This window comes from Halomicrobium katesii DSM 19301, from assembly GCF_000379085.1.
Classification (GTDB): domain Archaea; phylum Halobacteriota; class Halobacteria; order Halobacteriales; family Haloarculaceae; genus Halomicrobium; species Halomicrobium katesii.
Genome location: NZ_KB905378.1, coordinates 1528628 through 1543190 on the forward strand (window position 1 = coordinate 1528628; position 14563 = coordinate 1543190).

Consider the following 14563-nt stretch of genomic DNA (forward strand, 5'->3'; position numbering starts at 1 on the left):
GGCACGGAGCCGGCGCGGACCGGGTGCGTTTTACGCGTCGGACCGTACTGCTACGGTAATGAGCACGCCCACGCCCGAAGTCTACGAACAGGGGAAGGGCATGGACGCCCACAACAAGGTGATGCGCGAGGTCCGCTCGCGCAACGACGCGTCCTACGACCCCCGCGAACCGACCCGCGTCTGGCTCGACGAGGACAACACGCCCGACGGCGTCTACCAGAGCCTGACGATCATCCTCAACACCGGCGGCTGCCGGTGGGCCCGCGCCGGTGGCTGTACGATGTGTGGCTACGTCGCAGAGAGCGTCGACGGCGGCAGCGTCGCCCACGAGGACCTGATGGCCCAGATCCAGTACTGTCTCGATCACGAGGACGAAGAGGCCGACGAGAAGGCCGGGCTGATCAAGATCTACACCTCCGGCTCATTTCTCGACGAACGCGAGGTCGGAGCCGAGACGCGCCGAGCGATCGCCGAGACGTTCGCCGACCGCGACCGGATCGTCGTCGAGTCTCTCCCCGACTTCGTCGACCGCGAGAAGGTCGCAGAGTTCGTCGACGCGGGACTGGAGACCGACATCGCGGTCGGCCTCGAAACGGCGACAGACCGCGTCCGCCGGGACTGCGTGAACAAGTACTTCGACTTTTCGGACTTCGAGGACGCGGCCGCACAGGCACAGGCCGCCGGTGGCGGCGTCAAGGCGTATCTCCTGATGAAACCGCCCTTCCTCACGGAGTCGGAGGCGATCGAAGACATGCAACGCTCCGTGCGCAAGTGCGCCGACGTCGAGGGGTGTCACACCGTCTCGATGAACCCCTGTAACGTCCAGCGCTACACGATGGTCGAAGAGCTGTTTCACGACCAGGGATACCGGCCGCCGTGGCTCTGGTCGGTGTGCGAGGTGCTGGAGTCGACCGCCGACGAGGACGTGATCGTCGTCTCGGACCCCGTCGGCCACGGGAGCGACCGCGGCCCGCACAACTGCGGAGAGTGCGACGACCGCGCCCAGCGCGCCATCAAGGACTTCGACCTCCGTCAGGACCCGAGCGTCTTCGAGCAAGTCACCTGTGACTGCGCGGCGACCTGGAACGCCGTCGTCGAGCGCGAAGCGAGTTACTCGCTCCCCCTGGCCCGATAGCCGTCCCCAGTCCCTGCCAGAAACTGTGAGAGTCGCTGGCCCGCTGGTCTGCAGAGAGTCTCAGTAGATGTCTCCTTACACTCGTTTTCACTTTCACTCCGGTAACCCCGTCTTTTTATTCCTGGATCTCGTACCGACGGTTAGGGGTCAGGATCTTGTCACACGCTCCATGGCCCCTCGTTCCCATCCTCCGAGACGATACGCACCCAGCCGAGGGCGTGGCGATCAGCTCGTGAGGATCGAGTGTTCGGGTGCGCACATGCACAACTTATATCCCGCCTCCATAGGACTCTCAAGCATCTATGTTGGAAGATGCGATCAAGTATCAGTTGCAGGGAGACAAGTGGCTCAAGCGTGTCGGGATCGGTGGGCTGGTCGTGATTCTCGGCTTCTTCGTCGTGCCGCTGTTTACGTTCCAGGGGTACATGCTCGAAGTCATGCGCCGAGCACTCGGCGGCGACACGGCGACGCCTCCCGAGTGGGACGAACTCGATCTGATCGAGGCGACGGTCGACGGCCTTCGATACCTCCTCGTCGTGCTCCCGTACACGATCGGCGCGCTGCTCGTCGCGATGATTCCCGCTGCGATCGTCGCCGTCCTGGGTGTGGTCTCCGGGAACGAGGGGCTGTTCTTCCTCGCGGTGTTGATCGCCGTGCTGTGCTACTTCGTGGGCCTGATCGCAGTCGCCGTCGCCGTGCCGGTCGCGACGGCGAACTTCGTCCGTAAGGACAGCGTCTCAGCGGCCTTCGATCTCGACGTCGTCAGGACGCTCGTGACCAACCGGACGATGCTGGTTGCCGTGTTGCTCGCCTTTGCCGTCAACATCATCGCCTCGGTCGTCGGGAGTGTCCTCGGCTTCACGATCGTCGGCTTGCTGGCGATCCCGTGGGTGCAGTTCGTCTTCCAGTCGGCGATCTTCTACGTCTGGGGCAGCGGCTTCGCCGACGCGTACGAAGAGGAGTACGGCGAACCGCCCCTCGCTCGCGGCACCGACGTGAGTTCCGGAGACCCCAGCGCACCCGCAGACGGGACGTTCTGAGCGCGGTCGCCTGTTCGATCGAAACCGTCCCACGGCGGTTCGCTGACCTACGCCTCCGCGAATCCGCGAAGGACGCCTTGGCCCTCGACGGCACCGATGTCGGGCAGCGAGACGCGCTCGGGGTGGGGCATCATGACGGCGACCGTGTCGTCCTCGCCCGTGATGCCGGCGACGTTGTGCTTCGACCCGTTCGGGTTCGCACCGTCGTGGACCGCGCCGCTCTCGTCGCAGTATTTGAACAGAATCCGGTCGTCGGCTTCGAGTGCTTCGAGTCGGTCGTCGTCGATCTCGAAGCGGCCTTCGCCGTGAGCGATCGGGAACTCGACGACCTGCCCCTCGTCGTAGGCGGCCGTCCACGGCGTGTCGGCGTTCTCGACGCGGAGGTGGACGTGCTCACACTGGAAGCGTGCGCTCCGATTCGTCGTGAACGCACCGGGCGTCAGCGACGACTCACAGCCGATCTGCGCACCGTTGCAGACGCCCAGTACCGGGACCCCCTCGGCCGCGACCTCGCGGACCTCTTGCATGATCGGCGACCGTGCCGCCATCGCACCCGCTCGCAGGTAATCGCCGTAAGAGAACCCACCGGGGAGCATGACGCCCTCGATATCCTCCGGGAGGCCGTCCTCGTGCCACACGAGTTCGGCGTCGATTCCCAGATGAGACAGCGCCTGCACCGAGTCGCGGTCGCAGTTCGAACCGCCAAAGCGGACGACGGCGACGGTCATGCCTCGGCCCGCTCGACCGCCACCTCGTAGTCGTGGATGGTCGGGTTCGCCAGGAGCCGCTCTGCCATCTCACCGGCCCGTTCGGCAGCCTCGTCCTCGCTCTCGGCGGCCAGATCGAGCTCGTAGCGGTCCGTCGATCGGAGCGCGTCGAGTTCGAACCCCAGCCGTTCGAGCGCTCGCTTGGTCGTCTCGGCTTCGGGATCGAGGACGCCCCGCTTGAGCCTGACCGTCACGGTCGCGGTGTAGTCAGTCATTGGTGAACCGACGGTGGGGACCGGGCAAAACGCTTGTGTTCTCGCCCGTGCCGGCGCAACCAGACTTCGACAGATCTCTACAGAGTCACGTCCAGCCAGCCGTCGGGCTGTCCGGACAGGCCCCGAACACGAAGCTGGTGCCCGGCGTCGCCCTCGCGGAGCTCGACTCTCCCGTCGAACGCCTGCGCGACGCTCCGAATCGTCCGTTCGTCGTGTGCCGCGGGATCGACGGCACAGACACCCAGTCCGTCCGCCGCTCTGACACGCCCGGCAACGGTGTGCAAAAACCGATACACCGGACGTACGTCGTCGGCGTACACGAGCAACGGACCCAGCGTGTACACACCCACCCGGACTCTCTGTAGTCCGTCGTCGTACAGTTGCTCGTACAGCGCGGAGAGCGACATACCGATCCCCGTCAGGTCGGCCGGCGTCGCGACACCGTGAACGCGGTCGCTCTCTGTCCCGTCGCTCTCGTGTGTACAGTCGACGAGACACATTCTCCCCGGGTCCGCGTCACCACCGACCGCCTCGAAGTCGGCGACGACCTCACTGGCGCTCACGTCCGCAGTCACGAGCAAGAGCCCCTCGTCGGCCGGCCCAGACAGGAGGCCCAGCGAAAGCTGGCGCAGGCCACCGAGCGACGGCCCCGTCACCAGCAGGTTCGTCCCGGCTGGAACCGGCTCCAGTGGCACTCCCTCGAACCCGTATCGCGTCTGCACGTGGCTCATGTCGATCTCCAGCGACTCGCGCGTCGCTCCCGGTCCATTCGCCGTCGGCGACTCGACTCGACCGCACCGCACTCTGGGCTGTCGAGTGGCTCACACCGCACTGCTCGGTGGTTGCTGGGACCGGCTGCCGACGTGGTTCGACCGCTCACGTACTCTTCTCGTCATCCCTCCGTGTTAGGCTTTATCGCCACGAATCGATTACTGATACCGAGGCGAGTCACTAGCCCTCGGTCGCAGTCGCCGTCTGGTTCGCTTCGTAATTCGGGTGTGCTGGGCCAGGTCTTGCGTGCTCATAGAAGATAGCGTGGTAGCTAGAACCACTCATAACATCTTTGGTAAATCGCCACGCCGACATATACTCGACGTAACTGGTCTGGTAGACTTCACCCTCCGGTGTGAGTACGACGAACTTCAGGTGTTTTGGGATTTGACTGACTGGATGTCTGTCTGACTCACGAAGAGATTCACTAAGTCCAGCATAGTGAATCATAGCGTTTTCATTTTCTGACAGCCATCTAGTCATATTTTCTGGGTTTGTTACCCAGTAGAACGTGGCTGACTCGTTGCTAGCGTTGACCGTGTAGCGGGTGCCAGTGAATCCATCAATATGCGTAATGTTTTCGTAGGCATCCATGAACTGGTCGTACCGAAAACGACGAAGTGCAGTTTCGTTCGTAGAGTCTTCTTGATCATCGGTCGGTGCCGTTTCGGTCTTCACAGGAGTGTCTTCCGGAGTCTGTGTCGGAGTTCTCGTTGCTGTTGGAGTGGAAGTCCGAGTCGATGCTTCCGACTGATTTGGAGTTATGGGTTCGGGCTGTGGCGTGGATGTCTCAGGCTGTTGCTCGTCACTCCCTCCAGACGCATTGAGGGTGTTGTCGATATCAACCGTAGACGTGAGAGCACCAGCTCCCCCGACAAGCGAAAGCAAGAACGCGATGTAAAAAAGAGCGATTAGTCCGCTGACGGCACCTCCCCCTTTTTGAATACCAGGCATCGAGGCGAACTTGTCGGCGTACCCTCCAGCGTTCGTCCATACAGCAATAGGGACTGTGATTGGAAAAACGGCGAGAGCAAGAAGCCGAACAACCGGATTCGAAACCATGTCCATCTCAATTTTTGTTCCATTCCCATATAATAAAAATATTTTCCTGCAGATCCGGTGTTCTTACATCAGCAACTCAACCGATTGTGTCTGGCTGACGTAGGAGCATGCCCATTCACGGAGCGACATCCACCGGAGCTCGACTGAGATTCCGTGTCCGAGTCGGTACTTTCGTCCGACTCCTCCTCTTGAGTCCCAGATCCGTGATGGCCATTCCCCGGACGATACGGCGACATAGATGAGACGCTATCTGAGCTTTCAGAGCCCCTCTCATCTGTTTCTTCAGAGTCATCATCTGAATTAGCTTGAACAGTATTCCTCGGATCATCGTAGCGCCCATCACGCTTATTTTCTTCATAAGTCGCACGCGTATCTTCCAGCGTGATCACTCCATCTTCGTTTTCACGTCGTAGTTCTTGGACCTGCTCGCCCGTCGCTACTGTCACAATATCGTCCTGTTCACTGTTGTAGAGTTGAATACCGTCCTGAGACGCGCCGCCCGTCGGGACGACCATCATCACGTCAGTGGGTGTCTCGTAGATCAGCGCCGTCGAAGAGCACATGCTTCCGATGCTTCCGCCCATGTACACCCGGCGTTCACCCTCGTCACAGCGGTCGCCCACCCTGGCGGCACTGGCAGTCGTGGGATCGACGGTGATCGTCGTCGTGTTGACGTAGCCCGCCTCGTCCGTCACGGCGGCGAGCAGTTCTGTCGACCCGGTTTCGGAGAACGTGTGGGTGAGCGTCGTCAGCGTCGTGGTGCCGTCGACCGTCGTGCTGTTGACGCGAGTGTCGTCGTGATAGAGCGACACGGAGCGAAGGGGGGCACCGTCGCTGGTCGCTTCGACGACGAAGGGCGTCGATTCGTCTGGAACGACTCTGTCGGGTGCATCGAGCGTGAGCGTCGGGCCGCGCGCCTCCTCGACGGTGACGTACAGCGTGTCGGTGGCGGTTGCGCCGTCGTCGTCGGTCACCGTCAGAGTGACCGACCAGCGCCCGGTTACGTTCGGCGTGAAGGTCGGTTGGAGGCAGTTCCGACACGACGGGGCGACGGTCGCGCCGTTCGGGTCCCGGATCGACCACTCGACGGTCTGGATACGCCCGTCTGGATCGCGGGAGTTGCCGCCGTCGAGGTACACCGTCGTCCCGCTCGTGACCGTTTGATCGAGTCCCGCAGCGGCGGTCGGTGAAGCGTTGCCGGCCGCTGATACGGGAATCGCGAGCGCCGCGAGGAGTACCAAGAGTACCACGAGAGAGGGGAGTCGTCGCATCTAGGTGGGGCATGGTTTCGTCTCCGCATTTATAATTTCGTCTATCCGGGTAAAGAATGTTTGTCCCATCTGGTGGAAAGATTGGGTGGCGTTGGCCAGGGTTGGCGGCCAACACGAAGGCTTTTGGAGTGGCACGCCCGACGAACGGGCAATGATGAGCACGATCGTCACGAGGTGGTGGGCGTGACGCACGATCTGACGGAGATCACGGTCGTCGGCGACGACGACACGGGCCTGATCGCCGAGGTCACCAGTCTCCTGTTCGAGCGCAGCATCAACATCGAAGACCTGGACCAGGCGGTCCGAGAAGGCGTGTTCCGCATGACGATGCACGTCGACACCGGCGAGATGGTCTGTACGGAGGCGACGATGCGAAACGACCTCCACGATCTGGGAGACGAACTCGGCGTCGACGTGCAGGTCCGATTCCCGGCCGATCGAGAGACGCAGTCGATCGCCGTCCTGGTCACCAAGGAGAGCCACTGTCTCGAAGCGCTGTTCGAAGCGTGGGCCAGCGGCAACCTCGGAGCCGACATCGATGTCGTGATCGGGAACCATCCGGACCTCAAGCCCCTCGCCGAGAAGTACGACGTTCCCTTCCACGACATCGGCGACGAGAAGGGGACTCCCGACGAGGGAGAGCTCCTGGACCTCCTCTCGGAGTACAACGCCGATCTAATCGTTCTCGCACGGTACATGCGCATCCTCAGCCCCGACGTGGTCTTCCGCTACGAGAGTCGGATCATCAACGTCCACCCGTCGCTGCTGCCCGCGTTCCCCGGCGCGTCGGCGTACATACAAGCGATCGAGGAGGGCGTCCGGATCGCCGGCGTCACGGCCCACTACGTGACGACGGACCTCGACCAGGGACCGATCATCACCCAGCGGGCGTTCAACGTCCCCGACGACGCGACCGAAGAGCGGCTCCAGCAGATCGGTCAGCCACTCGAAGCCGAGGCGCTGCTGGAGGCCATCAGACTCCACCTCGAAGACGAGGTGACGGTCCACCGCGGCCGGACGAAACTCCGGAACGCCGACGAGGTCGACGCCCAGCTGGGCGCACCACGAGAGCTCGACGAGCAGAATCCGGATCGGCCCATCGACGGACTCGGCGAGTTCGTCGCCGGCGAAGACGACGAGATCGAGGCCGACGACTGATACTGCCGGCTGTAAATCTGTGAACGATTTCGCCACCCCGGGGTGGCGAAGATCTTCGCGAAGTTACAGCCGGCAGTATGATACGGATTATCGTCGACCGGTGGATCGATCCAACGACTGCCTGCGGTCGACCGGACACACGGCCCCGGTAGTGTGAAACGACGGCGCGCGTTCTACAGGTCGCGAGCGGCGGCGACAGCGGCGTCCAGCGACGGGGCGTCGAACACGTCGGCCGCTACGTAGGCGTTGGTCCCGGCACAGTAGAGGTCCCGAGCGACGTTGAGGATGTCCTCGTCGAGCGGTTCGGGCTGGCGATCACACAGCGACTTCCAGTCGGCGACGCCCTCCTCGTCTGCGCGGTCTTTGGCGTCGCCGACGGCCGCGACCCACTCGGACTGGGTTCGCTTGTGGTACTGGCGGACGACCTCCTTGGAGACCTGCTGGGCGTCGTAGGAAAAGCGGTTCTCGTCGAAGGTGCCGACCACGTCGGCGACCCGGATCTCGCCCTCGTAGTAGAGACACTCGATCTTGCCGTCCTCGTGGACGAGCCCGGCGTCTGCGGCCTGTTCGGTGACGACGTGGTTGACTGCGCGGGCGAGTTCGTCGAGACGGTCGATGTCGGCGCGGCCGGCGATCTCGTCGGCGTCGGCGGGATCGAGATAGCGGTCCTGCTCCTCGTATTTCGTCGAGTACTCGACGATCGGCTCGTCGAGTTCGACGACCTCGTCGGGCCAGCTGTCGCGGTCGAGTCCGTGATCGCTGGGATCGGTCCGGCTCCGGAGCGAGGAGCCGACCGGCACGCGGTTGCGGAAGACGATCTCCAGTGGAACGAGGTAGTTCTGGCCGGCGTCGGCGTGGTACGCGTCGTAGTCGTAGCTGCCTCCGTCGAAGGGCAGGTCGGGGACCTGGGTCAGCGAGATCGACATCTCGTCGGGAGCGACACCGGCCGCGAGCGCGTCGCCGAGTTCGACGACCTCGCCGTCGACGACGACGCCCTCGTAGTGGGTTGGCACGTGGTTCTCCTCCAAGAGCTCGAAGTTGAACGCGCCCATCGTACACAGCGACGCGCCCTTGTCCGGAATCTCGTCGGGCATCTTGCCCCAGTCGAACACGGAGTAGTCGTCGGTGAACACGAACGAGCCACGGCCCAGCTGATCGGCGGTGGCCGGTTCGTCGACACGGAACTCCTTGACGCTCGTCATTACTGCCAGCGTCGGCGTGCCCGGACAAAGGCGTTTGCACTTCGCACCGTCGGGCCTCGGGCGGGCAACCAAACACCTAACTCCGACCCGGATGCACCGTCGGTCGATGAGTGGGGCGACACCGATCGACATCGGTATCATTCTGGCAGCGACGGTCGCGATCTGGAAGGGCAGCGGCTGGCTCGAAGCGGCCAGCGACGAACTCGCGACCTACTACGGCCTGCCCCTCGTCGTGCAGGGTGCAGTCATCGCCGCGATCGGCTCCAGCTTCCCGGAACTGGCGAGCGTCGTCGCCGCGGCGTTGCAGGGGTCGCTGTCGCTCGGTGTCGGTGCGATCGTCGGCTCGGCGATCTTCAACATCCTCGTGATCCCCGCGGTGTCTGCCATCGCCAAAGACGGCGAGATGGAGTCCAGCCGGGCGCTGGTCTACAAGGAGGCCCAGTTTTATATGCTCGCGGTGTCGGTGCTCGTGATCACTTTCGCGATGGCGGTGATCTACTACCCGGTCGATGGAGAGACCCTGATGGGCACCGTCACCAGACCGCTGGCGCTGATCCCGATCGCGATGTACGGTCTCTACGTCTTCATCCAGTTTCAGGACACGAGCGACTACGAGGCAGATCCCGAGGCGGGCGACGGAATCGACATCCGTCGGCAGTGGGGATACCTGCTGGCCGGCCTGCTGGTGATCCTCGTCGCCGTCCACTACCTCGTCCACTCCGTCGGCGTGATCGGCACGGCGCTCGGCATTCCGGAGTTCATCATGGGTGTGACGATCATCGCGGGCGCGACGAGCCTGCCCGACTCGCTCGTCAGCGTCCGCTCTGCGAGAGACGACAAAGCCGTCGCATCGCTGGGAAACGTGCTGGGCTCGAACACGTTCGATCTGCTCGTCGCTATCCCCGTCGGCGTGCTCATCGTCGGCGAGGCGGTGATCGACTTCGAGATGGCCGTCCCGATGTTCGGCGTCCTCACGCTGGCGACGCTGCTGCTCTTTACGGCGCTCCGGACAGATATGGTGATGACGACGGGCGAGGCCTACGCCCTGCTCGCCGCCTACCTCGCGTTCGTCGTGTGGGTCGTCCTGGAGACGGCGGGTGTGATCGTCGGCATCATCCCGAACTGATACGGACGGTTGTAGGAATTTACCGGTGAGCGTCTACCCCGTGGCGACGCTCACCGGTAAGCAACTACAACTTTCCGTATGATGCCGTCGACAGCGCGAGCGGATCTCTCGTGTGGTTGAGGTAGCCCCTCGTCTCGTCGACCGGACGAGCAACAACTGGCCAGATCCCCCGGTCCCGCCACGTTTTTGCTTGCCTGTGCCTATCGGTAGACGATGCCGGACGCCTTCGACACAGCGGCGAACGTCCCGCGGGGAGAGTTCGACTTCTCCCACCGCCCCGAGACGGACCAGGCCTTCGAGAACGCGCTGGCGAAGGCCCGCGACGGGACGCGACTGTCCGTCGAGGACGCGATCGAGCTCCTGACGACGGGCACCGACCGCTCGGGGATCGACCCGCGACGCAAGGAACTCGTCCTGGAAGCCGCGGATCGTCGCCGCGCCGAGGTCGTCGGCGAGGAAGTCACCTTCGTCGCGAACCTCAACAACAACGTGACGACGGCCTGTAACACGGGCTGTCAGTTCTGTAACTTCAAGGACCGCTCCGAGCAGTTCCGCACGTCCTCCCAGGACGATCACGGCGGGTTCACCAAGACGCCAGCACAGTCCCGCGAGATCGTCGCCGACGCCCTGGAGATGGGGATCTACGAGGTGACCTCCGTCTCGGGACTGCACCCCGCCTTCGCGCTCGACGAGGAACACCGCGAGATCCTCGCGGCCAGCGACCGCGGCGACCTGAACTATCGGCCGGCCGGGGAGTACGACACCGATCCGGGCACCTACTGCGAGCAGATCGAGGCGATGAGCGTCGGCGGCGTCCACCTCCACTCGATGACGCCCGAAGAGGCCTACCACGCCCGGCGGGGCACCGACTGGGACTACGAGGAGGTCTACGGGCGACTGGCCGATGCCGGCCTCGACAGCGTCCCCGGAACGGCCGCCGAGATCCTCGCCGACGAGGTCCGGGACGTGATCTGTCCCGGCAAGATCGGGACCGACGAGTGGCTCGAAGCGATGGAGGCGGCCGCCAGCGTCGGCCTCGACGTGACCTCGACGATCATGTACGGCCACGTCGACAACGAGGCCCATCGGGCGCTCCACCTCGAACGGATCCGCGATCTGCAGGACCGAACCGGCGCGATCACGGAGTTCGTCCCGCTCTCTTTCGTCCACGAGGAGACGCCGCTGTACGAGGAAGGGCTGGTCTCTGGCGGCGCGACAGACGACGAGGACGAGCTGCTGATCGCCGTCTCGCGACTGTTCCTCGACAACGTCGAGCACATCCAGACCTCGTGGGTCAAGTACGGCGACGCCAAGGGCCTGAAGATGCTGACCTGCGGGGCCGACGACTTTATGGGGACGATCCTCTCCGAGGAGATCACCAAGCGAGCCGGCGGCGACTACGGCGAGATGCGCACGTTCCGGGAGTACGTCGACATGATCACCGCCGTCGGCCGCGTGCCCGTCGAGCGGTCGACCGACTATCGCCAGCGCCGCCGGATCGACCCCGACGACCCGCCGTTCGGTCCCGAACTCGGGCCGAAGGCCGACGGCACTCCGATGCTCGAATAGGGGTTCTCTCCCCCCTCGATCAGTCTCGCCTGTGCGGCGTCATCGCCACGTCGTGACTCGGCTGGAGCGTGACCGCGGCCGACAGTTCGAGGTCGCCGTAGTCGCGTTCGAGCGTCCACTCGCGGGCGATCGTCGCCAGGATCAGTTGGGCCTCCGTCATCGCGAACTGCTGGCCGATACAGCGCCGCGGGCCGCCGCCGAAAGGGAAGTAGGCGTACTCCGGACGGTCCGATCGGCCGCCGTCGAGGAACCGCTCGGGGCGGAACTGCTCTGGGTCGTCCCAGAAGCGCTCGTCGCGGTGCAACACCCACGTGGGGAGCGTGACGAGACTCCCCTCGGGAATCGTGTAGCCGCCGATCTCGACCGTCGTGGCGGGCGAGCGGCGGATGTCGTGGGCGGGGGGATACAGCCGCATCGCCTCCTCGATGACGGCACCGGTGTACTCGAAGTCGAACACGTCTTCGATGGTCGGTCGCCCGTCGAGCAGCGCGTCCAGTTCCTCGTGGAGTCGCCGCTGGGCCGTGGGGTTGCGCGAGAGCAGGTCCCAGACGTACGTCATCGACAGCGCAGTCGTCTCGTGGCCGGCAAAGAGGAAGGTGACCAGCTCGTCGCGGATCTGCTCGTCGTCCATCGCGGTGTCGGCCGCGAGCAACATCGCCACCAGGTCGTCGCGGTCCGCCTCGTCCGCGCGGCGGGTTTCGACGATGTCGTAGATCTGGTCGTCGATGTGAGAGAGCGCCCGGTCGGCTCGACGCAGGAACGGAACGGGAGCCCAGTCGGGCGCGAAGAACGTGATCGGCTGCTTGCTGGGCTCCAGTGGGGCCTGAAACGCCTCGACGGCCTCGTACAGTCCGCGTTCGGCTGGATCGATCTCCTGGCCGAACAGACAGTCGACGAGGATATCGAGCGTACAGCGCGTCATCGCGCGCCGAACGTCGACCGACTCGCCGGCCGTCCAGCGGTCGGCGGTCGCGGCAGCCTGATCGACCATCCGCTCGGCGTAGTTGCGGATGTGATCCATGTAGAAGGCCGGTTGAATCGCCTCTCGCTGGCGCTCCCAGAGATCGCCGCCACTCGTCAGCAGGCCGTTCCCCACGAACTCCTCTAGTTGGGCGTTGCTCGGTTCGTGTTTCGGGAAGGTGTCGGGATCTTCGAGGACGCGCTTGACGTCGGCGGGATCGGTCAGCATGTAGGTGTCCCACCCCAGCATCTCGTAGTTGACGACGGGGCCGTACTCCGCGGCACAGCGCTCGCGGAAGGCACAGGGATCGCGGGCCCACTGGTGAGAGTTTCCGATCACGGGCAGTCCGCGCGGGCCGGGGGCGTCTGTGGTCGTCATCGTGTACAGAGACGGTCGGGAGCCGCCTCGGCCTGTCGCCTCGCCAACGAGGTCGATTTAAGTATCGCCCGGAGAAACTGGGGATATGCGGTACGTCACCGTTCGCGTCGAGCCGCGTGAGGGCACCGCCTTCCACCCGCTCGGGCAGGCGCTGTCCGACGCCGAGGACATCACCCGCGAGGCGATCCACCGCGTCGAGTTGCTCGACGACGGCAGCGGCGTGATGCTCGCGGAGGCGCGGGGCAACCGCGACCACTACGAGGCGATCCTCGACGACAGCGACTACGTCCGTCAGTACGCCGTCACCGGGACGGAGGGGCGCTGGTACGCCTACTGTCAGTTCGACCCCAATGAGGCCAACTACCGGATGCTCCAGCACCGCCAGGAGTCGACCGTGATGATGGAGATGCCCATCGAGGTCCATTCCACCGGCGCGATGGAGATCACCTTCGTCGGCGACGAGGGTGCCTTCAGCGAGGCCGTGCCGTCGGAGGGGGAGGCGTTCGAGATCGAACTGCTGGAGACCGGCCAGCGCCCGCCTCGCGGCGAGGACCTCTTTGCCTGTCTGACCGACCGCCAGCAGACGATCCTCGAAACGGCGATCGAGTTCGGGTACTACGAGAACCCCCGGAAAGCGACCCAGGCGGAGATCGCCGACGCCGTCGACACCACTGCCGGAACCGTCGGCGAACACCTCCGGAAGATCGAGCACCGGGTGTTCTCGCAGTTCGTCGATCCGGCCACCTGACCACTCGGTGGGGAGCTATCGCCCGCGGATATCGGCCGGGTTCTCGCCCCGATCCCGCACGGCACGGAACCGCTCGCCGTGGACGCCGTCGCGCTCGATGGCGGCTCGGACCCGCTCTGAGACCCACGCCTCGTCCCCGAGGAACCGCTCGTACACCGGCAGCCGCTCCCGGAGCGGTACGTCGGCGTGGTCCGCCACGGCACGCAGCTCCTGGAGCGCCGGCCACTCGTATGCCGGGTTGACGTGATCGACGGTCACCGGCGACACCCCGCCGAGATCGTCGATCCCACAGTCGACGAGTTCGCGGGCCGGCGCGAGGTTCGGTGGAACCTGGACGGACACGTCGTCCGGCAGGCCAGCCCGGGCCATCGCCGTCACGCGACGCAGCGTCGCCAAGTCCGGGGACCCGCCGTCCCACCGCTCGTTGTCCACGACGGGCTGGACGATCACTTCCTGAACGTGGCCGTACCGCTCGTGCATCGCGGCGATGGCCAAGATGCTCTCGGCCCGGTCGGTCCAGTCCTCGCCGATGCCGACCAGAATACCGGTCGTGAAGGGAACGCCGAGCTCGCCGGCCACCCGCAGCGTGTTGAGCCGCTGGCCGGGGTTCTTGGCCCTGGGGCCGCCGTGGGCCTGCACGTCTGCGGTGGTTTCGAGCATCACGCCCATCGATGCGTTGCGGTCGGCCACCGTCGCCATCTGCTCGCGCGTCTGGTCGCCGGGGTTGCTGTGTGGGAGCAGTCCCTCCTCCAGCGCGATCTCGCAGGCCCGCCGGAGGTATGTGTGGATCGACTCGTATCCCCACTCGGCGAGCTGGTCGTGGACCGCGGTGTAGCGGTCGTCCGGGTCGTCGCCGAAGGTAAACAGAGCCTCCGTACAGCCGGCGTCGGCCCCGCGCCGACAGGTCTCTCTGATCTCCTCGGCGGTCATGAGCTCGGCCTGGCCCGGCGGATCGTAGTAGGTACAGTAGGTACAGGTGTACCGACAGGCCGTCGTCAGCGGCAGGAAGACGTTGCGCGCGAACGACAGCGACGGCGCGGCCGACACGTCGGCCGGCGTCGTCTGCAACAACTGCTCGATCGCCTCCTCCTCGATAGACAGCGACAGGTCGTAGTCGCTCGCGCCGGGAATCACGTCACCGTCTCGGAACCGCGAGGGCA

At 64.6% G+C, this 14563-nt stretch carries 14 protein-coding genes and 1 pseudogene; 6 read left to right on the forward strand and 9 right to left on the reverse strand.

Going from position 1 to position 14563, the window contains the following annotated elements; translation table 11 throughout:
- The first annotated feature begins 58 nt into the window (after window positions 1-58).
- Both HALKA_RS0108185 and HALKA_RS0108190 read left to right on the forward strand, forming a co-directional pair.
- Window positions 59-1135, forward strand: coding sequence for an archaeosine biosynthesis radical SAM protein RaSEA (locus tag HALKA_RS0108185; protein WP_018257524.1), 1077 nt, complete (start codon window positions 59-61; stop codon window positions 1133-1135).
- Between the two features lie 302 nt (window positions 1136-1437).
- On the forward strand, window positions 1438-2175 hold the full coding sequence (locus HALKA_RS0108190; protein WP_018257525.1) for a DUF4013 domain-containing protein: 738 nt from the start codon (window positions 1438-1440) through the stop codon (window positions 2173-2175).
- A gap of 47 nt (window positions 2176-2222) precedes the next feature.
- Here HALKA_RS0108190 and purQ read toward each other — a convergent pair whose 3' ends face one another.
- From purQ to HALKA_RS21885, 6 genes and pseudogenes are all read right to left on the reverse strand, one after another.
- Window positions 2223-2903, reverse strand: a complete 681-nt coding sequence (gene purQ, locus HALKA_RS0108195; RefSeq protein WP_018257526.1) for a phosphoribosylformylglycinamidine synthase I — start codon at window positions 2901-2903, stop codon at window positions 2223-2225.
- Window positions 2900-3157, reverse strand: coding sequence for a phosphoribosylformylglycinamidine synthase subunit PurS (gene purS, locus HALKA_RS0108200; RefSeq protein WP_018257527.1), 258 nt, complete (start codon window positions 3155-3157; stop codon window positions 2900-2902). Before purS ends, purQ begins: the two co-directional genes overlap by 4 nt.
- Before the next feature lie 77 nt (window positions 3158-3234).
- Window positions 3235-3888 (reverse strand): DUF7504 family protein, encoded by a 654-nt coding sequence (locus HALKA_RS0108205; protein ID WP_026190222.1) that lies wholly within the window; start codon window positions 3886-3888, stop codon window positions 3235-3237.
- Window positions 3889-4108: 220 nt separating this feature from the next.
- The gene (locus HALKA_RS20905; RefSeq protein WP_155119384.1) at window positions 4109-4996 is read right to left on the reverse strand and encodes a hypothetical protein; all 888 of its coding nucleotides are present in this window, start codon (window positions 4994-4996) and stop codon (window positions 4109-4111) included.
- Between the two features lie 62 nt (window positions 4997-5058).
- Entirely contained in the window at window positions 5059-5964 is a 906-nt protein-coding gene (locus HALKA_RS0108215; protein ID WP_245545425.1) for a PKD domain-containing protein, read from the reverse strand.
- A 9-nt stretch (window positions 5965-5973) separates the two neighbouring features.
- Window positions 5974-6261: pseudogene (locus HALKA_RS21885) on the reverse strand (PKD domain-containing protein); the annotation flags it as partial.
- 183 nt (window positions 6262-6444) lie between these two features.
- On the opposite strand from HALKA_RS21885, the gene HALKA_RS0108220 reads away from it, so the two are divergent.
- A complete protein-coding gene (locus HALKA_RS0108220; protein ID WP_018257530.1) occupies window positions 6445-7419 on the forward strand; it encodes a formyltetrahydrofolate deformylase in 975 nt (324 codons plus the stop codon).
- Window positions 7420-7592: 173 nt separating this feature from the next.
- On the opposite strand, the gene HALKA_RS0108225 is transcribed toward HALKA_RS0108220, so the two are convergent.
- Window positions 7593-8621 (reverse strand): phosphoribosylaminoimidazolesuccinocarboxamide synthase, encoded by a 1029-nt coding sequence (locus HALKA_RS0108225; RefSeq protein WP_018257531.1) that lies wholly within the window; start codon window positions 8619-8621, stop codon window positions 7593-7595.
- Between the two features lie 106 nt (window positions 8622-8727).
- Between HALKA_RS0108225 and HALKA_RS0108230 the strand changes: the two genes are divergently transcribed.
- Window positions 8728-9747: a sodium:calcium antiporter gene (locus tag HALKA_RS0108230; protein ID WP_018257532.1), complete on the forward strand. Its 1020-nt coding sequence runs from the start codon at window positions 8728-8730 to the stop codon at window positions 9745-9747.
- Between the two features lie 213 nt (window positions 9748-9960).
- Window positions 9961-11316: a 7,8-didemethyl-8-hydroxy-5-deazariboflavin synthase subunit CofH gene (cofH, locus tag HALKA_RS0108235; protein ID WP_018257533.1), complete on the forward strand. Its 1356-nt coding sequence runs from the start codon at window positions 9961-9963 to the stop codon at window positions 11314-11316.
- A gap of 19 nt (window positions 11317-11335) precedes the next feature.
- Here the strand turns inward: cofH and HALKA_RS0108240 are convergent, their stop codons facing one another.
- Window positions 11336-12655, reverse strand: coding sequence for a cytochrome P450 (locus tag HALKA_RS0108240; protein ID WP_018257534.1), 1320 nt, complete (start codon window positions 12653-12655; stop codon window positions 11336-11338).
- A gap of 85 nt (window positions 12656-12740) precedes the next feature.
- Here HALKA_RS0108240 and HALKA_RS0108245 point away from each other — a divergent pair, with 85 nt between their 5' ends.
- Entirely contained in the window at window positions 12741-13403 is a 663-nt protein-coding gene (locus tag HALKA_RS0108245) for a helix-turn-helix domain-containing protein (RefSeq protein WP_018257535.1), read from the forward strand.
- Between the two features lie 15 nt (window positions 13404-13418).
- Here the strand turns inward: HALKA_RS0108245 and cofG are convergent, their stop codons facing one another.
- Window positions 13419-14537, reverse strand: a complete 1119-nt coding sequence (gene cofG, locus HALKA_RS0108250) for a 7,8-didemethyl-8-hydroxy-5-deazariboflavin synthase subunit CofG (protein WP_018257536.1) — start codon at window positions 14535-14537, stop codon at window positions 13419-13421.
- Window positions 14538-14563: the final 26 nt, after the last annotated feature.

Excerpts from the sequence above, each read along its gene's own strand:
- HALKA_RS0108225 (WP_018257531.1), bottom strand. The coding sequence starts at position 8,621 with ATGACGAGCGTCAAGGAGTTCCGTGTCGACGAACCGGCCACCGCCGAT.
- HALKA_RS0108205 (WP_026190222.1), bottom strand. The coding sequence starts at position 3,888 with ATGAGCCACGTGCAGACGCGATACGGGTTCGAGGGAGTGCCACTGGAG.
- purQ (WP_018257526.1), bottom strand. The coding sequence starts at position 2,903 with ATGACCGTCGCCGTCGTCCGCTTTGGCGGTTCGAACTGCGACCGCGAC.
- cofH (WP_018257533.1), top strand. The coding sequence starts at position 9,961 with ATGCCGGACGCCTTCGACACAGCGGCGAACGTCCCGCGGGGAGAGTTC.
- HALKA_RS0108230 (WP_018257532.1), top strand. The coding sequence starts at position 8,728 with ATGAGTGGGGCGACACCGATCGACATCGGTATCATTCTGGCAGCGACG.
- HALKA_RS0108245 (WP_018257535.1), top strand. The coding sequence starts at position 12,741 with ATGCGGTACGTCACCGTTCGCGTCGAGCCGCGTGAGGGCACCGCCTTC.
- HALKA_RS0108190 (WP_018257525.1), top strand. The coding sequence starts at position 1,438 with ATGTTGGAAGATGCGATCAAGTATCAGTTGCAGGGAGACAAGTGGCTC.
- HALKA_RS0108185 (WP_018257524.1), top strand. The coding sequence starts at position 59 with ATGAGCACGCCCACGCCCGAAGTCTACGAACAGGGGAAGGGCATGGAC.
- HALKA_RS0108240 (WP_018257534.1), bottom strand. The coding sequence starts at position 12,655 with ATGACGACCACAGACGCCCCCGGCCCGCGCGGACTGCCCGTGATCGGA.
- HALKA_RS20905 (WP_155119384.1), bottom strand. The coding sequence starts at position 4,996 with ATGGACATGGTTTCGAATCCGGTTGTTCGGCTTCTTGCTCTCGCCGTT.
- purS (WP_018257527.1), bottom strand. The coding sequence starts at position 3,157 with ATGACTGACTACACCGCGACCGTGACGGTCAGGCTCAAGCGGGGCGTC.